The following is a 22,676-nucleotide window of genomic DNA, read 5'->3' as shown; positions in this document are numbered from 1 at the left end:
GATCTCAATCGGTCTGGACGGTCGGCAGTTCGCTCATTTCGGGCAGCCAGGAAACGGCCGAGCGACACCATATCTGGCGCTGCGGCTTCAACTCCGCCCGCTGGTCGATACTGCCCCAGCGGATGCCCCAGATCCTGGCCGCCTCACCTTCGCCATTGACGAAAAGCGGCGAGCCGCATTCGGGGCAGAAATACTGCTGGCGGACGCGGCCGCTCTCGGCCACCTTGCGATAGAGCTTTGGCTCGTGCCCGGTAAGCTTCAGATCGCTTTCCGGGACGACGGCGGTGACGCGAAAGGGCGAGCCGCTCAGCGTCTGGCAATCGGTGCAATGGCAGATACTGATCCGCTTCGGATCGAGTTCGGCCTCATAGGTCACATAGCCGCAATGGCATCGACCGGTCACGTGCATCGTGCTTCCTCCTCTTCAAAACTCAGAGCGCGGCGCGGACTGCCTCCACGATCCTGGCGACCCGCGGATCCTGCTCGTGAGCCCGCTTGCGGGCCCTGACCAGGCAGGCCTCGGATTTCAGGATCACGCCATCCGACAGGATCTTCAGGTGGTTGGCCCGGAGCGTCGAACCCGTCGAGGTGATATCGACGATGATATCCGCCTGGCCGGCAGCCGGCGCTCCCTCGGTGGCGCCGAGGCTTTCGACGATGCGGTAGAGCTGGATGCCGTGCTGGCTCGAAAAGAACTGCTGGGTGAGCCGCCAGTATTTCGTGGCAATCTGGAGACGGCGACCATGGCGGGCGCGAAAATCCGCCGCCACGTCGCCAAGGTCGGCCATGGTTTCGACGTCGAGCCAGATTTCCGGCACGGCGACGACCACATCCGCCTGGCCGAAGCCGAGGCGGGCGCAGAATTCCACGCGTCCGTCCGCGCCGGCCATGCCTTCGCGCACCAGGTCTTCGCCAGTGACGCCGAAATCGACGGCGCCGCTCGCAAGCTCGCGAGCAATCTCGGAGGCCGAGAGATAGGCGATCTCGACGCCTTCCATGCCCTCGATCCGGCCACGATAGGAACGGTCGTTGCCGACCGCGGAAATGGCAAGCCCGGCGCGCTCGAAGACCTCGGCTGTCTCTTCCTTGATGCGGCCCTTGGAGGGCAGAGCGATGGTGATCGTGCTCATCTCAGTGCCCTCGCGGCTTCAATCCGGTCGAGCCAGAGCGAGAAACCGACCGCCGGAATATGCTCCCTGGCGCCGAGCAGCGTCAGCAGCCGGTCGAACCGGCCGCCGCCGGCAAGCACCGCGGACGAACCGACCTCGGTGACCTCGAAGACGAGGCCGGTATAATAATCGAGCGGACGGCCGAAGGCGGCGCGATAGGTCATGGCGGAGAGATCGGCACCGGCATTGGCGAGAGCCGCCAGACGGGCGTCGAAGCGGGAAACCGCGTCCCCGAGCTTCAGGCCGGCGGCATCGGCAAAACCAGCGAGCGCGGCCGGTGCTTCGGCGAGCGGCAATTGCAGCGTCAGGAATTCGCGCAGCAGCAGCAACGCGGTGCCGTCGAGCCGAGTTTCGGCCAGTTCCAGCTTTTCCTTGAGCCGTCTCGCGATCTCGGTCGGCGAACGGCTGGCATTGGTGGAATAACCGGTTTCCTGCATGGTGCGGTCGATGCGGGCCACGAGATCCTCCTCGTTGTCCGAAGCGATCAGTTCGGCGATCTCCGGATCGAGGCCGGTGACCGGCTGCGGCCGGGCGAGCCGTTCCAGCAGCGCTTCGAGATGGGCCATGTCGCCGAACGCGTGGATCAGCCGCCGCTGCCAGCCGAACGGCAGGCCGAGCGCCTTGACGACCGCCTCGAACACCGCCTGGTCGCCAAGCGTGAGCGCGAGCTTGCGGCCGGGCAGCAGCGCTTTCAGGATGCCGGTCGCGTCGCCGATGGCGCGGGCGTCGGAACTGGCGATATCCTTGTCGCCGAGATCCTCGATGCCGGCCTGGTAGAATTCGTGGGAACCCTCGCGGCGCTGGCGGAAGACTTCGCCGAGATAGGAATACCGTTTTGGCGTGCCGGTGGCGGTTTCGATGTGGCGCAGGCAGACCGGAATGGTGAATTCCGGACGCAGGCAGAGATTGGCGCCGGTCTCGCTTTCGGTGAGAAAGATGCGGCGGCGCAGATCCTCGCCGGCCATGTCGAGGAAGGGTTCGGCCGGCTGGATGACCGGCGTGTTGACCCGCTCGGTGCGACGGGCAGCGAATTCGGCGAGGAGGTCGGTGGAGAAGTCGGGCATGTCGATCAGGGGCATGGGATTGCTCCCCAGGAATACCCCCCTCTGCCCTGCCGGGCATCTCCCCCACAAGGGGGGAGATCACAAGCGGCATGACCGACGCGCCCGAAGGAGCGCTGCGAAGGACGCCACGTTAGATAGGGAGTGGTGAGCAGTAGCCCAGCCGATCTCCCCCCTTGTGGGGGAGATGTCCGGCAGGACAGAGGGGGGTAGAGCTCACGCATTGCCCGCCCTTTTCCGATCCTCCGCCTGAGCCGCCAGAATCTCCTTCACCTTGGCCACCAGATCCGCCTCGGGAACGGTTTCCTGGGCCACACGCGCCTCGCGCCAGCTCGCATTGTCCTCGATCTCGCCGGAAAGGCGCTTGCCTTCGATCAGGTCCTTCAACTGCACGACGCCCTGGGCACGCTCGTCGCCGCCCTGGATGATGGCGATCGGGCAGCCGCGGCGGTCGGCATATTTCAGCTGGTTGCCGAACTTCTTCCAGTTGCCCTGGTACATTTCGGCACGGATGCCTTCGTTGCGCAGCGCCTGGGTGAAGCGCTGGTAGCGCCCCATGCTCTCGACATCGCCATCCATGACGGTGACCAGAACCGGGGCGATCACCTCGTCCTGGCCGAGCTTGCCGAGGTTCTTCAGCGCCGTCATCAGGCGGGAAACGCCGATTGAGAAACCCGTCGCCGGGACCGGCTGGCCCATGAAGCGCGAGACGAGGCCATCGTAGCGCCCGCCGCCCCCGACCGAGCCAAAGACGACCTTTTCGCCCTTTTCGTTGGTGACGTCGAAGGTGAGTTCGGCTTCGTAGACCATCCCGGTGTAGTATTCGAGACCGCGGACAACAGACATGTCGATAAGTACGCGCTCCGGCCCATAACCAGCAGCTGTGACCAAACTCTCAAGGCTAAGCAGCTCATCGATACCGTTCAGGTATGTCTCGTTTTGCTTGTTTCCTCCAAGTACGCCTTGCAACGGCAACATCATCGACCGTCGGGCTTCTTCTGAAGATTGGACCTGCTTAATCGATTCGCTATCTTTCGTTTCCAAGAACAAACTTGCAATGTAATCAATGTGCATTTGTTTGAGCCCCGCACCCTTGGTGAAGTCGCCGGACTCATCCTTACGGCCTTCCCCGAGCAACAGACGCACGCCTTCAATGCCGAACTTGTCGAGCTTGTCGATGGCGCGCAGTACCGTCAGTCGCCGCCCCGCATTCTCCTCGCCCCCAAGCCCAATTGCCTCCATCACCCCGTCCAGAACCTTGCGGTTGTTGACCCGGATCACATAGTCGCCGCGCTTGATGCCGAGCGCTTCCATCGTATCGGCCATCATCATGCACATTTCGGCATCCGCCTGGACGCCCGGTGCGCCGACCGTATCGGCGTCGAACTGCATGAACTGGCGGAAACGGCCCGGGCCCGGCTTCTCGTTGCGGAAGACATAACCGGCGCGATAGGTGCGGAACGGCAGCTGGATCTCGTTGAAATTTTCCGCGACATGGCGGGCGAGCGGCGCCGTCAGGTCGTAGCGCAGGCTCATCCACTGGTCGTCGTCGTCCTGCAGCGAGAACACGCCCTCGTTCGGGCGGTCGCTGTCGGGCAGGAATTTTCCGAGCGCATCGGTATATTCGAACAGCGGCGTCTCGACCGGATCGAAACCGTAGCGCTCGTAGACCTCGCGGATCTTCGCGGTCATCTCGTTGGTGGCGTGGATATCGGCGGCGGAACGATCGACGAAGCCGCGCGGCAGGCGGGCTTTCAGTTTCTGCGGCTTTTTGCTCTTGTCGTTCATGATCGAAATTCCATTGCCAAAGGCCCCGAAGAGGCCGGATTTGTGTGCGGTTTCTTAGAGGATAGAGGCCTGAGCGGCAAGGGCGGCGTCTGGTGAAGACGCAGGCGCGATGCTATATATTGTAACGGCGAAAGGGCAAAGGCCATGAACAAGCGCGTCACGATCGAAATGCCGGAAGAGATGCATGAGGCGATTACAGAGCATGCGGCCAAGGCCGGTGCTAAAACCGACGCGTATGTTCTGGATCTGATCGAACAGCATCTGGAAGACCTCCACGACATCGCACTCGCCGAAGCCGCCATGGAGCGCATTCGCGATGGTGAGCCGACCTATACTCTGGAAGAAGTGAAGCTCCGCCTTGGCTTGGACGATTGAGCTTCGGGCGAGCGCGGAAAAGCAATTGGGCCGCCTCGCAAAACGGGATGCTGCGCGCATCATTTCCTTTCTTGAAGAACGCCTTGCGACCCACGAAAACCCCAGAGAGTTGGGCGACGCGCTGAAAGGACACGCCCTCGGCGGATATTGGCGTTACCGCGTCGGCGACTACCGGATCATCTGCGACATCCAGGACCAGCGACTTGTCGTGCTGGTGATCGAGATCGGCCATCGCCGCGAGGTCTATCGCTAACTCATGCTCACCGAAGCCATCCAATACGCCGCGACCTCGCTAGTCACGCCGAAGAAATTCCGTCCCTTCATCCGCTCATCGGTCAGCCTCTGGTCGCGGGCCGGGCGGTGTGCGAAGGATTGGGCGGCGCATGAGGAGAACTGCAGGACCTTCATTCGCGAGACGGTGGCTGGAATGAAGCAGCGGCGGACCTGCGTCGTGCTGGGTTCGGGCCTGCTACGGGACGTGCCGATCGTCGATCTTTCGGAAAAATTCGATACGGTGGTGCTGGTCGACCTCGTGCATCTGGCGAGCGTGCGGATGCGGCTGAAGGGGAAGCGGTTCGCGAATGTCCGGCTGATTTCGCGCGACCTCTCCGGCTTCGACGATGCGGTCGCAACCAAAGATCCCGAGCCGCTGTCGTTCCTGCGGCAGGTGCCGTATCTCGATCTCGTCGTCTCGGCCAATATCCTGTCGCAGATCGGTGTCGGATCGAAACGCCGGCTGGAGGCCGAGAACAGCCCCGCGCGCGAGGAAATCTTGCAGCGACTGGTGCGGGCGCATCTCGACGGCCTCAAAGCACTGCCCTGCAAAACGGCTCTGATCACCGACACCGCCTATCGCGTCGCCGATCGGGCGGGGCAAGTTCTGGAAGAGGCCGATCTGCTCTGCGGCGTGCCGGCGCCGGCGGCGAAACGGGCGTGGACCTGGCCGGTCGCGCCTTATGGCGAACTCAGCAAGGTGTATCAGGCGGTGCACGATGTCATCGCCTTGTGATGTCCGCGCGGTTGATTTCCGCGAGGACGACCGTAGATTCAGAATCATGTCACGCCTTGCCGCCATCCTGATGTTCTTTGCCTGGCTCCTTTACGGGGCCATGCCGGCCGTCGGCATGCCTTACGTGCCCGCGGCGAACCCACCGGTCATGCAGGATCATTCGCAACATCGCGACCATGGCAAGGCGACCGAGACGGAGAAGACGGGGCATTCCCATGGATCATCGCAGCCACCCTGCCCGCATGGCGGCAAGACCTGCGTGACGCCCTTCTGCGCCGCCTGCCTGACGCTGCCGCCGGAACTGGCGATCGGCGACGATGGCCGGTTCGCCCATGCCTACCCCTCGCCGGCCATCGAGCAGGCGCTCGCCTCTCCGACAACGGCGCCGCTAACGCCGCCTCCCCGAGGCTGACGTAATTAAAATCCACGTCATCATCAAAATTCTGTCGGACACGGAAAAGGAAACCCTATGTCTGCAAAAATCATTCTCATGACCGCCGCCCTCTCCGCTCTCATGACCGGCTCGCTCGCCGCGCAGGAGATGAAGGGAATGGACCACTCCAAGATGGGCACGCCGACAGGCGGCAGCCCCTCCACCAAGGGATTCGAAGATGCGAATGCCAGGATGCACAAGGACATGGCAATCCAGTATTCCGGTGATACGGATGCGGATTTCGTGCGCAGCATGATCCCGCATCACCGGGGCGCAATCGACATGGCCAAGGTCGAACTTGCCCACGGCAAGGATCCGGAAATCCGCAAGCTGGCTGAAGCCGTCATCAAGGCGCAGGAGGCTGAAATCGCCGACATGCAGGCCTGGTTGAAGGCGCACGGCAAGTAACAAGCCCTGATGCAGATCGGCGCCGGGCAGGCTTTCGTCTTGCCCGGCGCTTTCTTTTTCGCCATATCAGCGGGTGGAGGCAGATCCATGCGCCCGATTACCGCTATCGGCTTCGATGCCGACGATACGCTCTGGCAGAACGAACAATATTACCGGCTGACGGAGGAACACTTCGCCCGGCTGCTCGGTGAATTCGCCGAAGGTGCGCATATTGCCGAGCGACTGCTCGAAGCGGAAAAGCGCAATCTTTCCCATTACGGCTTCGGCATCAAAGGGTTCACCCTGTCGATGATCGAGACGGCGATCGAAATCACCAACGGCAAGGTGCCGACCAGGACGATCAGCGAGATCCTCGATATCGGCCGCGACCTGCTGCGCCATCCGGTCGAAACCCTGCCGCATGTGGAAGAGACGCTGGAAACCCTGAACGGCGAATATCTGCTGGTGCTGATCACCAAGGGGGACCTGTTCGACCAGGAACGCAAGCTCGCGCAATCCGGTCTCGGCGATTTCTTCGATGCGGTCGAGATCGTCAGCGAGAAGACCGCCACCACCTATCGCCGCATCTTTTCCAAGGTAGCCGACGGGCCGGAACGGGCGATGATGGTCGGCAACTCGCTGAAATCCGATATCGTGCCGGCGATTGCGGCGGGAAGCTACGGCGTGTTCGTGCCGCATGCGCTGACCTGGATCCTGGAACATGTGGACGCGCCGACCACAGCGCCGCGCTTCCACCAGATCGAACATCTCGGCGAGTTGCCCTCGATCCTCCAGAAAATCACGGCCGCCTGAATTTCAATCTCAGTTCATCGACCTCGCGCTGGCAGAAGCACCCTTCGAGATGGTCGTTGACCATGCCCATGGCCTGCATGAAGGCGTAGACGGTGGTCGGGCCGACGAAGGTCCAGCCGCGCTTCTTCAGGGCCTTCGACAGTTGTACGGAGACCGGCGTGGTTGGGTTGGCCCGGAGCGTGGCAAGGTCCATCACCGCCGGACGCAGATGCGGGCCCGGCTCGAAGCTCCAGAAGAACTTGGCGAGCGAGCCGTACTCGCTCTTGAGTTCGATGGCGCGGGCGGCATTGTTGATGGTCGAGACGATCTTGCCGCGATGGCGGATGATGCCGGCATCGGCCAGGCAGCGGGCGATATCCTCCTCGCCGAACTGCGCGATTTTTTCGAAATCGAAACCGGCGAAGGCGGCGCGGAAATTCTCGCGTTTCCTCAAGATCGTCAGCCAGGACAGGCCGGACTGGAACCCTTCGAGGCAGATCTTCTCGAACAGGCGGATATCGTCGATCACCGGCCGACCCCATTCCTCGTCGTGATAACGCCGGTAGTCTTCGAGACCGCCATGCCAGGCGCAACGCCCCTTGCCGTCTTCGCCGACGATGATCCCCGCCTTTTCCATTCACGCTCCCTTGCTGCAAACCTTTTGGTTAACCGGCTTTGCGCCGGCTTTAACATTGGTCAACCATGTTTCAAAACCGGGCGGTAACCCTGCCAAAAGGTTTATAGGCCGGCCGGCTTTGAATGTTCCACCCGTTTACCATTCGCTTTCACCTCGCGGTCACCATGTTCGTCAACACCGACGCCAAATTATCCAAGTGTTTGAGGGGCGTCCGGTCGGTGATTTGTAACGTGTGGATCCGATCATGAAGAAAACCCTTTTCCTGGCCTTCGGCCTTGCTGCCGCCTTTTTCAGTACCGCTGCCCTTGCCCAAGACCGTTATCGCGAGCGCCCGCCCGTGGTCGTCAGCCCCGATCTTGCAGCCCCGTGGGTGATGCAGCTTGCCGGCCCGAACGGCCGCCCGGTCGTCTATCCGCGCCAGGCTGCCCAGCCGCGCCCGGTCTACCAACAACGTGAAGCCTACCAGCAGCGCGAGCAGCAGCCGATGGTTCGCCGCGGCATCTTCGACCGCTCGCCGGCCGAGCCGGTAGCGATGCGGCCGCAGCCGATCCGCGGCCAGATCGAACCGCAGTTCCTGCCGCAGACGGTCGCCTACGACAGCAAGGAAAAGGCCGGCACGATCGTCATCGATACCAATAACCGCTTCCTCTATCTGGTGATGGGCAGTGGCCAGGCTCGCCGTTACGGCGTCGGCGTCGGCAAACCAGGCTTCGAATGGGCCGGCGAGCACCGGGTGACCCGCAAGTCCGAATGGCCGGACTGGACGCCGCCGTCCGAAATGATCCAGCGCGAAGCTGTCAAGGGCCACTATCTGCCGGCACGCATGGACGGCGGACCAGAAAACCCGCTCGGCGCCCGCGCCATGTATCTCGGCTCGACGCTCTACCGCATCCACGGCACCAACGCCCCCTGGTCGATCGGCAGTGCCGTCTCTTCCGGTTGCATCCGCATGCGCAACGAAGATGTGACGGATCTTTACGAACGGGTGAACATCGGCACCAAGGTCATCGTCATGTAATGCCGGCAAATGCCAAAGGTGAGGCGGCGGAGACACAGTCCCGCCGCCTTTTTGCCATCACATGTTCTTTATTAGACCTGTCCCTGCTTGCTTTGATGCCCGAGTCGGCTAGTTTTTGCCGCTCAAACACATCGGAGAGGATATGGGAATGAGGACAGGCAAGACCCTTGCGATAGCCATGGGGATGGCTGGCGTGATCTTCTTTACCGCCGGGCATGCGAGCGCAATCAGCCCGGCAGTGCCGTTTATCGAACGCCCGGCAAGCGACGTGACGCTGATCGCGATACCGCGGGAAGTGCCGGAAGAATTCAAGCGCCGCATGGTACGCTTCTCTTCGACCGAAAAGCCCGGCACGATCATCATCGATACCAACAACAAGTTCCTCTACTATATCGAAGGCCCCAACCGGGCGACCCGCTACGGCATCGGCGTCGGGCGTGAAGGGTTCGGCTGGTCGGGCGTCGTCAATGTCGGCCGCAAGGCGGAATGGCCCTCCTGGACGCCGCCGGCCGAGATGCGCGTTCGCGAACGTCGCGCCGGCCGTATTCTGCCGGCCGTGCAGGAAGGCGGCATCGACAACCCGCTCGGCGCCCGCGCCATGTATCTCTACAAGGGCGGCCGCGACACGATCTTCCGCATCCACGGCACCAACCAGCCCTGGACGATCGGCCTCAACATGTCGTCCGGCTGCATCCGCATGATGAACAAGGATGTCGAGCATCTTTATTCGCGCGCCGACATCGGCACCAAGGTGATCGTCATCGGCCCCGGCAACCGGCAGGGGAAAGTCGATTTCGAAGATCGCGGGATCGACATTTTCGCCACTATTTTCGGCGGTTGAACCATCAAGCAAAGTTCCGGAAGAGCGGCGAAAGCCGCTCTTTTTCATGGGTTTAGGTTTCGTTAACCATAACTGGCTTAGCTTCGTCGGCGACTGGTGCAAAAAAAGCACAGACCGGCGATGCATCCGCCGCTAAACATTGAGTCATCAAAGAGCCAACGTCCCTCCCTGCAGGCTGATTCATGCGCAAAATTCTTTCCTTCGCCTTCGCATCCACGCTTCTCACCGCTGGTCTTGCTTATATTGCTCCGGCTCAAGCGGCCGACCTGACCCCGGCCAATCCCGCCTATGTCGCCCCCGTCAGCACCGGAGGATTTGAAGTTTCCGTTTACGGCGGCTACGAATTCGCGCCGCATTCCCATGTGGACGTGTCCGACGGACCGGATTTTGCTGCCGGCTGGGATACCAATCCCTTCCAGATGCCGCCCTACTGGGGTGTCCGCGGCACCTACTGGTTCGACGGCGGTGCCCTCTCGAACTGGGGCGTTTCGCTCGATTACACCCACGCCAAGGTTTATGCCGACGATGAAACGATGGCCAAGGCCGGCGGCTGGAGCGTCTTCGAATTTACCGACGGCCTCAACCTCCTGACGGTCAACGCGCTCTACAAGTTCCCGATCGAGGGCAGCCGGTGGACGCCTTATGTCGGCGCCGGCGTCGGTATCAACGTGCCGCATGTCGAAGTGACCCGCGCTTCCGGCCGTACCTTCGAATATCAATTCGGTGGCGCGACGATCCAGGCCCAGGCCGGCGTGAAGTACCAGCTAACCGAAAAGTGGTCGATGTTTGCCGAATACAAGGGCAACTACTCGTTCGTGGATGTGGATATCGACAGCGGCGCTTCGCTGAAGACCAACATCCTGACGCATGCCATCAACCTTGGCGTCTCCTACAAGTTCTAAGGCTTCGGGCCTTTGACGAAAAAAGCCGGCGAAATCGCCGGCTTTTTTATTGGGTCTTTTTATCTGGCCTGGATCTTTTCCGGCTTCGGCCCGCCATAGGCCCAGTCCAGAAGCTCCACCGTGTGCAGGATCGGGATTGTGGTGCCGGAGGCGATCTGGGTGATGCAGCCGATATTGCCGGTGGCGATCACGTCCGCCTTGGTGGCCTCGATATTCCTGACCTTGCGGGCCTTCAACTGCTCCGAGATTTCCGGCTGCAGGATATTGTAGGTGCCGGCCGAACCGCAGCAGAGATGCCCCTCCCCCGGATCGCGGACGGTAAAGCCCGCCGCCTTCAGGAGATTCTTGGGCGCCATGGTGATCTTCTGGCCGTGCTGCATCGAACAGGCGGAGTGATAGGCGACGTTGAGCCGCTTCGGCTCCAGCCTCGGCAGGTCGAGCATCGACAGATATTCAGTAATGTCCCTGGCAAGGCTCGAGACCCTTGCCGCCTTGTCCGCATAGGCCGGATCGAGGCGAAGCATGTGGCCGTAATCCTTGATCGTCGTGCCGCAGCCCGACGCGGTGATGATGATCGCATCGAGGCCACCATTGTCGATCTCGCGCGTCCAGACATCGACATTGCGGCGGGCAAAATCGAGCGCCTGCTCCTCGCGGCCCATATGATGGACGAGCGCCCCACAGCAGCCCTCGCCCTCCGGCACCACGACTTCGACACCGAATCGGGCGAGAAGCCGCAGCGTTGCGTCGTTGATACCCGGATCAAGTACAGGCTGGGCACAGCCCGACAGGATCGCGACACGGCCGCGCTTTTCGGCATCAGGCTCCCGTGTGCCGGGCTGCACCGAATGAGACGCCTTGGCGGCGGATTTCGGCGCGAGATCCAGCATCGCTCCCAGCGGCCTTAGCGCCGGGACCCGCTTCAGGAGCGGCGCGAAGGGTCGGCCGAGCCTTGCAAGGCCGAGTGCCGTGCGGAAGCGGGCAGGATAGGGCAGCACGGCCGCAAGCAGGCTGCGGATCAAGCGGTCGATCAGCGGGCGCCGGTAGGTGTTTTCGATATGGATGCGGGCATGGTCGACCAGATGCATGTAGTCGACGCCGGAGGGACAGGTGGTGACGCAGGCAAGGCAGGAGAGACAGCGGTCGATATGGGTAACCACTTCCTCATCCGCCGGCCTGCCGTTTTCCAGCATGTCCTTGATCAGGTAGATACGGCCGCGCGGGCTGTCGAGTTCGTTGCCGAGTGTCACATAGGTGGGACAGGTGGCAGTGCAGAAGCCGCAATGGACACAACGGCGGAGGATCTGCTCGGATTCGGCCACATGCGGGTCGGCAAGCTGAGCGAGGGTGAAGTTGGTTTGCATTTAATGGATATCCCCCGCATTTCCGCCGATCGCTCCGCGTTCTGCCAGCCCCCCTCTGTCCTGCCGGCCATCTCCCCCACAGGTGAGGAGATCGGCAAGACGCGCGGACATCACTTTATCGGCTACCGTCGAGATGGGCGCAACGTTCCTCCGAGTTGATCTCCCCCCTTGTGGGGGAGATGTCCGGCAGGACAGAGGGGGGTATGCCGAGAACACTACCATGGCCGCAATCACCCCATCTTCCCCGGGCAAAAAATGCCGGCCGGGTCGAGTTTCTGTTTGACGCGGGCGGACAACAGCGCCACCGCGTCCGGCTGTGGCTCGAAAGCCTGCGTCCCCGCGCGCACCGCGTCCGACGCCCGCAGCAGCGTCGCATGGCCGCCGCCAAGCGCGCGGATATAACGGCGCAGCAGTTCGGCCTCCGGGTCGGCTTCCATGCGCATCCAGACCAACCCGCCCTGCCAATCGTAAAAGGCATCGACTCCGGTTTCGAGCCGGAGGGCGGCGACGAGCTGGTGGCCCGCAGATGGGGCGATCGAGACGCGCCAGACGGGTTTCAGGGTCCCATCCGAATAGGGATAGACATCGCGGATCTGGCGCCAGAGCGTTTGGCTCTGCTCCAGGCCGAGCCGGGAAACCGGACCAAATGCCTCCATGACGGCGGCGAGTTTTTCGGCTCGCACGGAAACCGACGCGGCAAGGCCTTCGAGGCGCAGGACGGTTGCCTCGCCTTCCGGCAATCCGCCGCCGAGGAAACGGAAGCGGACGGTCTGCGGCAGATGGGCGGCGCCCGATACTTCGACCGGCAGCGCCATTGCCGCCGCCATCGCCTTTGCGGCGGCCGCGTCGTCGAGCCCGGAGATGACGATGGTTTCCACCGTCTGCGGCACCGGCAGCACCCGAAAAGTCACCTCGGTCAGGAAACCAAGCGTGCCGTGCGAACCGGCCAGAAGTTTGACCAGGTCGAGGCCTGTGACGTTCTTCATCACCCGGCCGCCGGCGCGGATCGCTTCGCCCCGGCCATTGATGAAACGGATGCCGAGCAGGCTGTCGCGGGCAGCACCGGAGACGAAACGGCGCGGGCCGGAGACATTGGCCGCAAACACGCCGCCGATCGTCGGTTCGCCGAGCGTGCCCATGATGCCGCGATGGTCCATCGGCTCGAACGCCATCATCTGCCGGTTAGCGGCAAGCACCGCCTCTATTTCGGCGACCGGCGTACCGGCTTTGACCGTCATCACCATTTCCGCCGGCTCGTAGTCGACGATGCCGGAAAGCCCGGTCGAGTTCATCATTTCGGCAGGCTCGCCGGCGTTGCCGAAACCGGCGCGGGTATTGCCGCCGCAAAGGGCGAGCTTCTTGCCGTCACCGGCGGCATTGCGGATGATATAGGCGGCATCCGCCTCGGAATTCGGTATCAGCGTCATGCGGCGGGCCGTCCATCCAGCGGAAAGACCTTAGACGGGTTGAGTATCCAGCCTTCGTCGAACGCGTAACGCACCGCCATCTGCTGGTGGAGATCGGCCTCTGAATACTGATGCCGCATCAGGTCGCGTTTCTCGATGCCGACGCCGTGTTCGCCGGTGAGGCACCCGCCGGCATCGACGCAGAGCTTCAGGATCTCGTTGCCGGCCTCCTCCGCCTTGGCCGCATCCTCGGGGTCGTTGGCGTTGAACAGGATCAGCGGATGCATGTTGCCGTCGCCGGCATGAAAGACGTTGGCGACCCTGAGCCCGAAACGATCGACGATCTCGGAGGTCTTGTTGAGCACATAGGAGAGCTTGCCGAGCGGCACCGTGCCATCCATGCAGATATAATCGGCGATACGGCCGGTCGCGCCGAAGGCAGATTTGCGGCCCTTCCAGATCAGCGCCGCCTCGGTCGCCGACTGGCTTTCGCGCACGGTCTTGACGCCGTGGCGGCCGGCGATCTCGACGATCGCCTTCAGCATCGCTTCCATCTCGGCTTCCGAACCCTCGACTTCGACGATCAGCAGCGCTTCGACATCGAGCGGGTAACCCGCATGGGCGAACGCCTCGCAGATCTCGATCGCCGGCTTGTCCATGAACTCGATGGCAACCGGGATGATGCCGGAGCCGATGATATCGGCAACGCAGGCGCCTGCATGCTCGGACGTATCGAAGCCGAACAGGACCGGGCGGGCGCCTTCCGGCTTGGCGATCAGCCGAACCACGGCCTCGGTGACGATGCCGAGCTGGCCTTCCGAGCCGCAGACGAGGCCGAGCAGGTCGTAACCCGCGGCATCCAGATGCTTGCCACCAAGCTCGATCACCGTGCCGTCGACCAGCACCATCTTCACGCCGAGCAGGTTGTTGGTGGTGACGCCATATTTCAGACAGTGGGCGCCGCCGGAGTTCATGCCGATATTGCCGCCGATGGTGCAGGCGAGCTGTGAGCTCGGATCCGGCGCATAGAAAAACCCGTCGATGCCCACCGCTTCGGAAATATTGAGATTGGTGACGCCGGCCTGCACGGTGGCGGTGCGGTTGGCATAGTCGACTTCCAGGATGCGCGACATCTTGGAAAGGCCGAGCACGACCGCATCCTCCTGCGGGATGGCGCCGCCGGAAAGCGAGGTGCCGGCCCCGCGCGGGACGACCGGAATGCCGTAGCGATTGCAATATTTCATCACCGCAGCCACCTGCGCCGTCGTCTTCGGCAGGGCGACGGCGAGCGGCAGGCGGCGATAGGAGACGAAGGCGTCGGTCTCGAACGGCACCAGCTCGCGCGCCTCATGCACCAGGCATTCGGGCGGTAGAAGCTCGGTCAGGTCGGCAATGATCGCCGCCCGGCGCGACAGCACCGCCTCGCGAGGCTTCAGAAAACTGATCGTATCGGCCACCGGCTCCTCCTAAAGACATTCAACTGGTATACTTTTTTTACCAGTGATACAAGAAGCGCGGAACAATCCGGCTGTGGCACCCGATGGAGACGGCAAAGTTGACGCATGAGCTTTTCGCGCCGGTGCCGCATGGTCGAACTGCGGACGAGGTCATCCTGCAGATCGAGAGCCTGATCCTCAGCGGCGTGCTGCGCGATGGCGACCGCCTGCCCGGCGAGCGCGAGCTGGCGCAGAGGTTCGACGTTTCCCGGCCGATCCTGCGAGAGGCGCTGAAAGAGCTGGAGGCGCGCGGACTGCTCACCAGCCAGCATGGCGGCGGCACTTACGTGGCCGATATCGTCGGCCAGATTTTCTCGCCGCCGCTGGTCGCCCTGATCCGCCGGCATCAGCGGGCGGTTCACGACTATCTGGAATATCGTCGCCAGCTCGAAGGCATGACGGCGGAGCTCGCCGCCACCCGTGCGACGGACACCGACAGGCAACTCATCGAGCGCATTCTGGAGACGATGCGCAGGGCGCATCGGGACGGGCGTTTCGAGGACGAGCTGACATCTGACGTCGAATTCCACAATGCCATCGGCGATGCGGCACATAACATCATCCTCATGCACACCCTGCGCGCCTGCTACCGGTTGCTCAGCGACGGGATCTTTTATAACCGCCGCATCATCTTCAATGTCGGCAGCGCCCATGATGCGGTGATGACGCAGCATGAGGCGATCGGACAGGCGATATTGGACGGCGATCCTGCCAAAGCCCGAAAGGCTGCGGAAGACCATATCGACTTCATCTCCAAGGTCACCAACGAGGCCGAACGTACCGGCGAATGGAGCCGGATCGCACAACTCAGGATGATGCAGACCAAAATTTGAGGCCGCCGCTGCGGATTGCCGGACGTCATGCACAGTTACAATTGAACACCTGTGCAAATTTCTATTGACGTGAAACTAAGTGGCCTCACAATGGTTATCGCTTCCGTGGTTATTATCCACTGTGATTCTTCTCAAAAAAGCTGCGAGGGGTCGTTAATCCTCGCGCAAGCATTATATTAGTAAAATATCATCCTCTGGAGGACGAAACAGAAATTGGGCTTGATGGATCGGGTTACGAGCAATCTTCGGTTGATGCTGCAGCGGCCGCCGCGGCAGCAATATGCTGCGCTTTGCTACCGGATAAAGAAGAAGCCGGGACAACTCGAGGTTCTTGTTGCGACAAGCCGCGATACCGGCCGCTGGGTCGTGCCCAAGGGCTGGCCGATGACCGACAAGAAGGCTCACCAGGTGGCCGAACGCGAAGCGTTCGAAGAGGTCGGCGTCAAGGGCAAGGTGGAAAAGGAACCGCTCGGTTTCTATCACTACCGCAAGACCCTCGATAACGGCCTGAAGATCCCTGTGCGGGTGCAGGTTCACGCGCTCGAAGTGGACGAATGCCTGAAAAGCTACCCCGAAAAGGGCTCTCGAACACTGGAATGGGTTTCCTGTGACGAGGCCGCGATGCGCGTCAATGAGCCGGAACTGAAGATTCTCTTCCTGCAGTTTGCCGAACGGATGCAGCCGCGCGTTCCGCAGCTTTCAATCAAAGCCGCAAGTTAGGTGCTTTGAAGCATCTTCCCAATTCGGCAATATTGCCTTCGCCTGCGCGCGCTATTAAGCGATAGGCATTGATTTCTTCCGCGAGGCGGAGACGGCAGGCAAGTTCCGTTCTCGCGCCTCACTTTTCACCCAAGGATGGAGATATGGGCCAAAGAAGGCCGCGCCTGGCGAAGCCGACGCTCGACAAGGATTTGGAGAAATTCTCCTCCGTGGAGGAAGCCGCTCGGCAGATGTCGCGCGGGCTTGCTGCACCGGGAACGGCGCTGCTGTTCATCATCCTCGTCGCCATCTTTGCAGCCGCTTATGTGACGGGCAAACCCGGCGCCGTCGTCGTCATCGCCGCTTCCGGGCTCGCTGCCTACATGGCGATGAACATCGGCGCCAACGACGTCACCAACAATATCGGCGCGGCCGTCGGCGCCCGTGCCATGACCATGACCTTCGGCCTCGGGCTTGCGGCCGTCTTCGAAGTAGCAGGTGCCGTGATCGCCGGCCGAGGCGTCGCCAACACGATCGCCAACGGCATCATGCAGGGCGGCATGATCACCAGCCCCGACGTGCTGATATGGGCGATGATGGCGGCACTCCTCTCGGCCGCGGTGCTGATCAACGTCGCGACCTGGCTCGGCGCACCGATTTCCACCACCCATTCGATCGTCGGCGGGGTCATGGGGGCCGGGATCGCGGCCGCCGGACTTTCCGCGGTAAACTGGGGAACGATCGCCGGCATCACCGCAAGCTGGGTCTTTTCCCCGCTTCTCGGCGCCGTCATCGCCGCTGCCTTCCTGTTCTTCGTCAAGGAAACCATCATCTACCGCGAGGACAAGATCGCCGCGGCGAAAAAATGGGTGCCGGTGCTGATCGGCGTGATGACCGGCGCCTTTGCAGGCTATCTGGCACTGCTCGGGCTGGGAGAGCTGGTGGACGTCTCGGCGCCGGTCGCGACGCTCGTCGCCCTGTTGACGGGCCTCGCCGCCTGGCGACTGCTGATCCCGGTGATCGCCCGGCAGGCCGAAGGGCTCGAAAACCGCAACCAGTCGCTTCGCACGCTCTTCCGCATTCCGCTCATCCTTTCTGCGGCGCTGCTCTCGTTCGCGCATGGTGCCAATGACGTTTCGAACGCCATCGGTCCGCTTGCCGCAATCGTTTCGGCGGCGCAAAGGGGCATTTCGGCCGGCGTGCACATTCCGCTCTGGGAACTGATCATCGGCGGCCTCGGCATCTCGCTCGGCCTGCTGCTTTACGGCCCGAAACTGGTGCGGCTGGTCGGCGCGGAAATCACCAAGCTCAATCCGATGCGCGCCTATTGCGTCTCGCTGTCGACGGCCCTGACCGTGATCGTTGCCTCATGGATCGGACTGCCGGTCTCCTCTACCCATATCGCCATCGGTGCGGTGTTCGGCGTCGGCTTCTTCCGCGAATGGTATACCCGCCATTCCCGCCGCCGCTTCGAATACATGCGGGTGCGGGCCGGCAAGGATCTCGATACCACCGAGCCTTTCGAACGCAATGACGACGAGCTGAAACGGCGTTACCTGGTGCGGCGCTCGCATTTCCTGAGCATCATAGCCGCCTGGACGATCACGCTTCCGGCGGCCGCCACCCTTGCGGCGCTGATCGCCACCGCTATGTTCGCGCTGTTCGTCTAGGCTTCGAGGTTTCCATGCGCGCCAATTTCCGGATGCAGAGGCTGTTCATCGAGGCGCCGCTCGGCGCCGGTGCCCGCCATGAAGTGTCCTCGGAGCAGTTCAACTATCTCGCCAACGTGCTGAGGATGGAGGAAGGTTCGGCAATCCTGCTCTTCAACGGCCGCAACGGCGAATGGAAGGCCAGGATCACCTATCCGACCCGCAAGAAGATCGTGCTGGAAGCAATCGAGGAAACCCGGCCGCAGCCGCCGGTCTCCGACCTGCATTATCTTTTCGCGCCGCTAAAGGTCGGCCGCCTCGATTATCTGGTGCAGAAGGCGGTCGAGATGGGGGCTGGGTTCATCCAGCCGGTCATGACCCAGCATGTGCAGGGCAAGATCACCAGCATGGACCGGCTTCAGGCGAATGTGGTGGAGGCCGCCGAGCAGTGCGGCATTTTGTCGGTGCCGGAGGTCGCGCCGCCGAAGAAGCTCGGCGACCTGCTCGACAGCTGGCCCCACGATCGGCGCATCATCTTCTGCGACGAAGGCGACGAGGGCCAGAACCCGCTGCCGATCCTTTCGGCAATCACAGAGACAAAGCTGGCGCTGCTGGTGGGGCCGGAAGGCGGATTTTCGGACGAGGAAAGGGAACGGCTGCGTTCGCTTTCCTTCGTCACCGCGATACCGCTCGGGCCCCGGATATTAAGGGCAGATACGGCCGCGGTCGCGGCGCTCGCAGTGATCCAGGCAGCGGTCGGCGACTGGCGGTGACCCGCTTGACATGACGGCCTTGAAATTCTGAATCTATCTTGAAAGAAATTCACTTGCAGCGCACATCAATCCGGTCCAATCAGCCGGCTATCCGTCTAGATCAGGCATTCCGAGCAAGGTAATTTTCATGGCCCGCGATACGACCGACCAGACACCGCTGACCTCGGTGTCCGAGCTTTCCGCCTACCTGGCGAAGGGAGCTCGGCCGAGGCAAGATTTCCGCATCGGCACGGAGCATGAGAAATTCGCCTTTTTCCGGGCGGACAACAGCCCGGTTCCCTATTTCGGCGATGCCAGTATTTCCGCCCTGCTGAAAGGCATGGAAAAGAAGCTCGGCTGGGAGCCGATCATGGACGGCGAGAACATCATCGGGCTCGGCGAACAGTCCGGCATGGGCGCGATTTCCATCGAGCCCGGCGGTCAGTTCGAGCTTTCCGGCGCGCCGGTCGAGAGCATCCACCAGACCTGTCGGGAATCGAACCAGCATCTCGCGGTTCTGCGCGAGATCGCAGAACCGATGGGCATCCGTTTTCTCGGCATCGGCGGCAGCCCGAAATGGACGCTCGCGGAAACCCCGCGCATGCCGAAATCCCGCTACGACATCATGACGCGCTACATGCCGAAGGTCGGCACAAAAGGCCTCGACATGATGTACCGCACCTGCACGATCCAAGTGAACCTCGACTTCTCCTCGGAAGAGGACATGGCCGCCAAGATGCGCGTGTCGATGAAGCTGCAGTCGATCGCGACAGCGCTGTTTGCGTCCTCCCCGTTCACCGAAAGCAAGCCGAACGGGTTGGTCTCCTGGCGCGGCGATATCTGGCGCGATACCGACAACCGGCGCTCCGGCGTGCTGCCCTTCGTGTTCAGGCAGGATTTCGGTTTTGCCGACTACGTGGAGTGGGCGCTCGACGCGCCGATGTATTTCGTCGTCCGCGACGGCAAGTATCACGACTGCACGCATGTCACCTTCCGCCAGTTCATGAACGGCGCGCTGAAAGGCGAGATCAAGGACTGGGAGCCGACCATGGGCGACTGGACCAACCACCTTTCCACCCTCTTCCCCGACGTTCGTCTGAAGCGTTTCCTCGAAATGCGCGGCGCCGATGGCGGCCCGTGGCGGCGGATCTGTGCGTTGCCCGCCTTCTGGGTCGGCCTGCTTTATGACGATGCGGCGCTTGCCGACGCCGAAACGCTGACCGCCGACTGGACGGTCGAGGACGTCATCGCCATGCGCGATGCCGTGCCGGCGAAGGGCCTGAAGGCTGAAATCAAGGGCAAGTCGGTGCTCGACGTCGCCCGCGAGGCGGTGGCGATCTCCAAGGCGGGTTTGAAGGCGCGGGCGCGGCTGAACGGCGAAGGCCAGGACGAAAGCATCTTCCTGCAACCGCTTGACGAAGTGCTCGCCAAGAAGACGACCATGGCAGACGACATGCTGTCTCTCTACCACGGTCGCTGGAACGGTTCGGTCGAGCCAGTGTTCGAGGATTACCAATATTGATGCGAGATTGAGATCGGTTCTAAAAACCGGTTTCCGTTCAGCACTTTCCAGATATAGTGGTGCATCACCCTAACCGGAAAGGATTCTCCATGCTGCCACTGTTCGACATGATGCTCAGGGCTCAGAACGGCACAGGCATGGACGCGATTGCCAAGCAGTTCAATCTGGCCCAAGAGCAGGCCACCCAGGCGATGGCGGCACTGATGCCCGCATTTTCCTCCGGCCTCAAGCGCACCAGCGCCAACCCTTATGATCTGACCTCGCTGATGAGCAGCATGGTCTCCGGCGCTTACTCCAAATATTTCGAGGACCTGACCAAGACCTTCACGCCGCAGGGCACGATGGACGGCAATGCGGTGCTCGAAAAGCTGTTCGGCTCCAAGGAAGTCTCCCGCGCGATCGCGGCGCAGGCCGAACAGCTCACAGGGATCGGCCAGGAAGTTTTCAAGAAGATGATGCCGGCCATGGCCGACACATTGATGGGCGGGCTGTTCAAGCAGATGAGCGGTCAGATGACCGGCGCCAACGAAGCGTTCGCCGCCTCTCCCATCGGCCAGATGCAGCAGCAATGGCTGGAAAGCATGGGCCTGCAGCCGAAGGCGAAACCGCAATCGGCGGCCAATCCCTTCGACAATCCCTTTGCCCAGGCGATGCGTTCCATGTGGGGGCTCGACAAGCCGGAGCAGCCGCAGCCTTCAACAGGGAACCCGTTTGCCGACAATCCGTTTGCCAAGGCTTTCCAGGACATGATGGGCAGCGCGTTCGCGACCCCGAGCAACACAGCCGCCCCTGCCCCGGAAAAGCCCAAGGACGCACCGGCGGCCGAGGCTAATCCCTATCGCGACGTGCTGAACAACATGTTCGACAGCGGACTTGAAGTGCAGAAAAGCTACCAGAAAAACATGGAAGCGATCTTCGACACCTATCTGCGCAATGGCACAGGCGCCAATGCCGAGCCGGCGGCGACGCCTGCCGCTCCGAAGCCTTCCAAATAAAAAAAGCCCGGCACGGATCGACCGGCCGGGCAAGCAGCAGGGCTATTGGCTATCACCCTGCGGGGAAAAAGTCAGGCAAGATCAGCGATTGGCCGGCCTTGCGAAGCGATGCCGCGCACGCTCGCGGGCGGAGCGCGACAGAAGCAGAGACGGATCGTCCAGCACGCCGGACCGATTGAGCGCCATCACCACATCATGCCGTGTGATGCCGATATCGTTGAGCTGGCGGTCGTCGAGATCATGGAGGCGATTGCTCGCCAAACGATTGCGAAAGGCACGCCACACGGATTTCGTTCGCAGCATCACGACAGCCAGACGGCCTTGCGTGCCGCGCTCCTCGTGAACCAGATCGAGTTCAGTTCCGCAGTCGGTCGTGCTCATTGATGTATCCTTTCGCAGGCACGAGAAAGGCCATCCCTTCCGTGGAGGTCCGACGGAAGGGCTGCCCGGGTTGGGCGCTCAGGGAAGAAGCACCCTTCGATTTTGATTTGCGATCCCCTTATCGCGGAAAAACTATTGATCAGTCCAACGAATGTTTCTAATGATTAGCATCAACCTCTCTGATGGGTCACTCTCATGTCCGCTCCGCTTGATATCGACCAGCTGCATACCTTTATTTCCATCGTCGACACCGGCAGTTTCACCAAGGCTGCCGATCGGGTGTTCAAGACCCAGTCCGCCGTTTCGATGCAGATGCGTCGGCTCGAGGAACGGATCGGCAAGCAGCTGTTTGCCAAGGACGGCCGCGGCAACCGGCTGACGGCCGAGGGCGAGAAGCTCCTGAACTATGCGCGGCGCATCATTCGCCTCAACAACGAGGCGATCGCCGCCTTCGACGACAACCGTCTCGAGGGCACGCTCCGGATCGGCACGCCGGACGACTATGCCGACCGCTACATGCCTGAGATCATCGGCCGTTTTGCCAAGACCCACCCGAATGTCGAGCTCTATATCGTCTGCGAGCCGTCCGTCAGCCTTGCCGAAAAGATGGCGCGTGGCGAACTCGACATTGCGCTCGTCACCCACAACCCGCGCCAGCGCATTTCCGACGTTGTGCGCACGGAGCCGCTCTGCTGGGTCGGATCAGCCAACCATCCGCTGAAGGACGACGCGCCGGTGCCGCTCGCGGTCGGTCGCCGCGATTGCCTGTGGCGGCAGCTCGCCTGCTCGGCGCTCGATGCGGACGGACGCGAATACCAGATCTTGTTCACAAGCTGGTCCTCGACGGTCGTCGCAGCCGCGGTGCTTGCCGGCATGGCCGTCTCGGTGCTGCCGGAATCGGCGCTGCGCACCGGCATGAAGGTGCTGTCGTCGGCCGACGGCTTCCCGCCGCTGCCACCGGTGCAGATCGGCTTGATGAAGCGGCCAGGGCTTTCGCCGTCGCTGATGAACGCCATCACCGACCACATCACCGCCTGCCTCGACAACATCTCACCGGCCGTGATGCCCGACGATCTCGACGGCGAGGTCAAAACGTTCCAGCGCATGCCACGGGCTCGGGCGGCACAGGTGATGCCGGGATGGTAAGGGCCACGAGTTCGGCCTTGC

General features: G+C 62.2%; 25 protein-coding genes. 16 read left to right on the top strand and 9 right to left on the bottom strand.

From position 1 onward, the window contains the following. Positions 1-4 precede the first annotated feature (4 nt). The 4 genes from RG540_RS01675 to hisS all read right to left on the bottom strand — a co-directional run bounded on the left by RG540_RS01675 (position 5) and on the right by hisS (position 4,018). Complete coding sequence (locus tag RG540_RS01675) at positions 5-409, bottom strand: GFA family protein (protein ID WP_037085509.1); 405 nt, start codon at positions 407-409, stop codon at positions 5-7. A gap of 22 nt (positions 410-431) precedes the next feature. Further along, positions 432-1,130, bottom strand: coding sequence for an ATP phosphoribosyltransferase (hisG, locus tag RG540_RS01670; RefSeq protein ID WP_038583967.1), 699 nt, complete (start codon positions 1,128-1,130; stop codon positions 432-434). After that, on the bottom strand, positions 1,127-2,248 hold the full coding sequence (locus RG540_RS01665; protein WP_038583964.1) for an ATP phosphoribosyltransferase regulatory subunit: 1,122 nt from the start codon (positions 2,246-2,248) through the stop codon (positions 1,127-1,129). Before RG540_RS01665 ends, hisG begins: the two co-directional genes overlap by 4 nt. Before the next feature lie 198 nt (positions 2,249-2,446). Next, complete coding sequence (gene hisS / locus RG540_RS01660) at positions 2,447-4,018, bottom strand: histidine--tRNA ligase (protein WP_038583961.1); 1,572 nt, start codon at positions 4,016-4,018, stop codon at positions 2,447-2,449. 144 nt (positions 4,019-4,162) lie between these two features. On the opposite strand from hisS, the gene relB reads away from it, so the two are divergent. The 6 genes from relB (at position 4,163) to RG540_RS01630 (ending at position 7,035) form a co-directional block, all read left to right on the top strand. Beyond that, positions 4,163-4,393, top strand: a complete 231-nt coding sequence (relB, locus tag RG540_RS01655; RefSeq protein WP_038583958.1) for a type II toxin-antitoxin system RelB family antitoxin — start codon at positions 4,163-4,165, stop codon at positions 4,391-4,393. Beyond that, the gene (locus RG540_RS01650) at positions 4,377-4,646 is read left to right on the top strand and encodes a type II toxin-antitoxin system RelE family toxin (protein ID WP_038583955.1); all 270 of its coding nucleotides are present in this window, start codon (positions 4,377-4,379) and stop codon (positions 4,644-4,646) included. The genes relB and RG540_RS01650 overlap by 17 nt, the downstream gene beginning before the upstream one ends. Before the next feature lie 3 nt (positions 4,647-4,649). After that, positions 4,650-5,402 carry a hypothetical protein gene (locus tag RG540_RS01645; RefSeq protein ID WP_038583953.1) on the top strand — a complete coding sequence of 251 codons (753 nt, stop codon included), beginning with the start codon at positions 4,650-4,652 and terminating at the stop codon, positions 5,400-5,402. Positions 5,403-5,448: 46 nt separating this feature from the next. Next, a complete protein-coding gene (locus RG540_RS01640; RefSeq protein ID WP_038583950.1) occupies positions 5,449-5,814 on the top strand; it encodes a hypothetical protein in 366 nt (121 codons plus the stop codon). Positions 5,815-5,871: 57 nt separating this feature from the next. After that, the gene (gene copM, locus RG540_RS01635; protein ID WP_038583947.1) at positions 5,872-6,243 is read left to right on the top strand and encodes a CopM family metallochaperone; all 372 of its coding nucleotides are present in this window, start codon (positions 5,872-5,874) and stop codon (positions 6,241-6,243) included. Between the two features lie 87 nt (positions 6,244-6,330). Next, a complete protein-coding gene (locus tag RG540_RS01630) occupies positions 6,331-7,035 on the top strand; it encodes an HAD family hydrolase (protein ID WP_038592837.1) in 705 nt (234 codons plus the stop codon). Here RG540_RS01630 and RG540_RS01625 read toward each other — a convergent pair. Beyond that, positions 7,022-7,651 carry a DNA-3-methyladenine glycosylase I gene (locus tag RG540_RS01625; RefSeq protein ID WP_038583945.1) on the bottom strand — a complete coding sequence of 210 codons (630 nt, stop codon included), beginning with the start codon at positions 7,649-7,651 and terminating at the stop codon, positions 7,022-7,024. The two genes, RG540_RS01630 and RG540_RS01625, sit on opposite strands and share 14 nt — an antisense overlap. 244 nt (positions 7,652-7,895) lie before the next feature. Here RG540_RS01625 and RG540_RS01620 point away from each other — a divergent pair, with 244 nt between their 5' ends. The 3 genes from RG540_RS01620 to RG540_RS01610 all read left to right on the top strand — a co-directional run bounded on the left by RG540_RS01620 (position 7,896) and on the right by RG540_RS01610 (position 10,412). After that, the gene (locus RG540_RS01620) at positions 7,896-8,669 is read left to right on the top strand and encodes a L,D-transpeptidase (RefSeq protein WP_038592834.1); all 774 of its coding nucleotides are present in this window, start codon (positions 7,896-7,898) and stop codon (positions 8,667-8,669) included. A 148-nt stretch (positions 8,670-8,817) separates the two neighbouring features. Then, a complete protein-coding gene (locus RG540_RS01615) occupies positions 8,818-9,510 on the top strand; it encodes a L,D-transpeptidase (protein WP_038583942.1) in 693 nt (230 codons plus the stop codon). A 182-nt stretch (positions 9,511-9,692) separates the two neighbouring features. Beyond that, on the top strand, positions 9,693-10,412 hold the full coding sequence (locus tag RG540_RS01610) for an outer membrane protein (RefSeq protein ID WP_038583940.1): 720 nt from the start codon (positions 9,693-9,695) through the stop codon (positions 10,410-10,412). 59 nt (positions 10,413-10,471) lie between these two features. On the opposite strand, the gene glcF is transcribed toward RG540_RS01610, so the two are convergent. From glcF to RG540_RS01595, 3 genes are all read right to left on the bottom strand, one after another. Further along, entirely contained in the window at positions 10,472-11,776 is a 1,305-nt protein-coding gene (gene glcF, locus RG540_RS01605; protein ID WP_038583937.1) for a glycolate oxidase subunit GlcF, read from the bottom strand. A 230-nt stretch (positions 11,777-12,006) separates the two neighbouring features. Then, positions 12,007-13,203 (bottom strand): FAD-binding protein, encoded by a 1,197-nt coding sequence (locus tag RG540_RS01600; RefSeq protein ID WP_038583934.1) that lies wholly within the window; start codon positions 13,201-13,203, stop codon positions 12,007-12,009. Next, positions 13,200-14,639: an FAD-linked oxidase C-terminal domain-containing protein gene (locus tag RG540_RS01595; protein ID WP_038583931.1), complete on the bottom strand. Its 1,440-nt coding sequence runs from the start codon at positions 14,637-14,639 to the stop codon at positions 13,200-13,202. The genes RG540_RS01600 and RG540_RS01595 overlap by 4 nt, the downstream gene beginning before the upstream one ends. 98 nt (positions 14,640-14,737) lie before the next feature. On the opposite strand from RG540_RS01595, the gene RG540_RS01590 reads away from it, so the two are divergent. The 6 genes from RG540_RS01590 to RG540_RS01565 all read left to right on the top strand — a co-directional run bounded on the left by RG540_RS01590 (position 14,738) and on the right by RG540_RS01565 (position 21,128). After that, complete coding sequence (locus RG540_RS01590) at positions 14,738-15,511, top strand: FadR/GntR family transcriptional regulator (RefSeq protein ID WP_151040907.1); 774 nt, start codon at positions 14,738-14,740, stop codon at positions 15,509-15,511. Between the two features lie 213 nt (positions 15,512-15,724). Beyond that, positions 15,725-16,231, top strand: a complete 507-nt coding sequence (locus RG540_RS01585) for an NUDIX hydrolase (protein ID WP_151040905.1) — start codon at positions 15,725-15,727, stop codon at positions 16,229-16,231. A gap of 143 nt (positions 16,232-16,374) precedes the next feature. Next, positions 16,375-17,880 carry an inorganic phosphate transporter gene (locus tag RG540_RS01580; RefSeq protein ID WP_038583922.1) on the top strand — a complete coding sequence of 502 codons (1,506 nt, stop codon included), beginning with the start codon at positions 16,375-16,377 and terminating at the stop codon, positions 17,878-17,880. Positions 17,881-17,894: 14 nt separating this feature from the next. Beyond that, positions 17,895-18,632 (top strand): 16S rRNA (uracil(1498)-N(3))-methyltransferase, encoded by a 738-nt coding sequence (locus RG540_RS01575; protein ID WP_038583920.1) that lies wholly within the window; start codon positions 17,895-17,897, stop codon positions 18,630-18,632. Positions 18,633-18,759: 127 nt separating this feature from the next. Beyond that, on the top strand, positions 18,760-20,133 hold the full coding sequence (locus RG540_RS01570) for a glutamate--cysteine ligase (RefSeq protein ID WP_038583917.1): 1,374 nt from the start codon (positions 18,760-18,762) through the stop codon (positions 20,131-20,133). An 89-nt stretch (positions 20,134-20,222) separates the two neighbouring features. Next, a complete protein-coding gene (locus tag RG540_RS01565) occupies positions 20,223-21,128 on the top strand; it encodes a DUF937 domain-containing protein (RefSeq protein ID WP_038583914.1) in 906 nt (301 codons plus the stop codon). Between the two features lie 81 nt (positions 21,129-21,209). On the opposite strand, the gene RG540_RS01560 is transcribed toward RG540_RS01565, so the two are convergent. After that, the gene (locus RG540_RS01560; RefSeq protein ID WP_038583911.1) at positions 21,210-21,509 is read right to left on the bottom strand and encodes a DUF1127 domain-containing protein; all 300 of its coding nucleotides are present in this window, start codon (positions 21,507-21,509) and stop codon (positions 21,210-21,212) included. 195 nt (positions 21,510-21,704) lie between these two features. Here RG540_RS01560 and RG540_RS01555 point away from each other — a divergent pair, with 195 nt between their 5' ends. After that, positions 21,705-22,655: a LysR substrate-binding domain-containing protein gene (locus RG540_RS01555; protein ID WP_038583908.1), complete on the top strand. Its 951-nt coding sequence runs from the start codon at positions 21,705-21,707 to the stop codon at positions 22,653-22,655. Positions 22,656-22,676 lie beyond the last annotated feature (21 nt).

The sequence above is a fragment of the Neorhizobium galegae bv. orientalis str. HAMBI 540 genome (genome assembly GCF_000731315.1).
Classification (GTDB): domain Bacteria; phylum Pseudomonadota; class Alphaproteobacteria; order Rhizobiales; family Rhizobiaceae; genus Neorhizobium; species Neorhizobium galegae.
The sequence above is the reverse complement of the archived record's forward strand: the minus strand, read 5'-3'. Positions and strand labels throughout refer to the sequence as shown.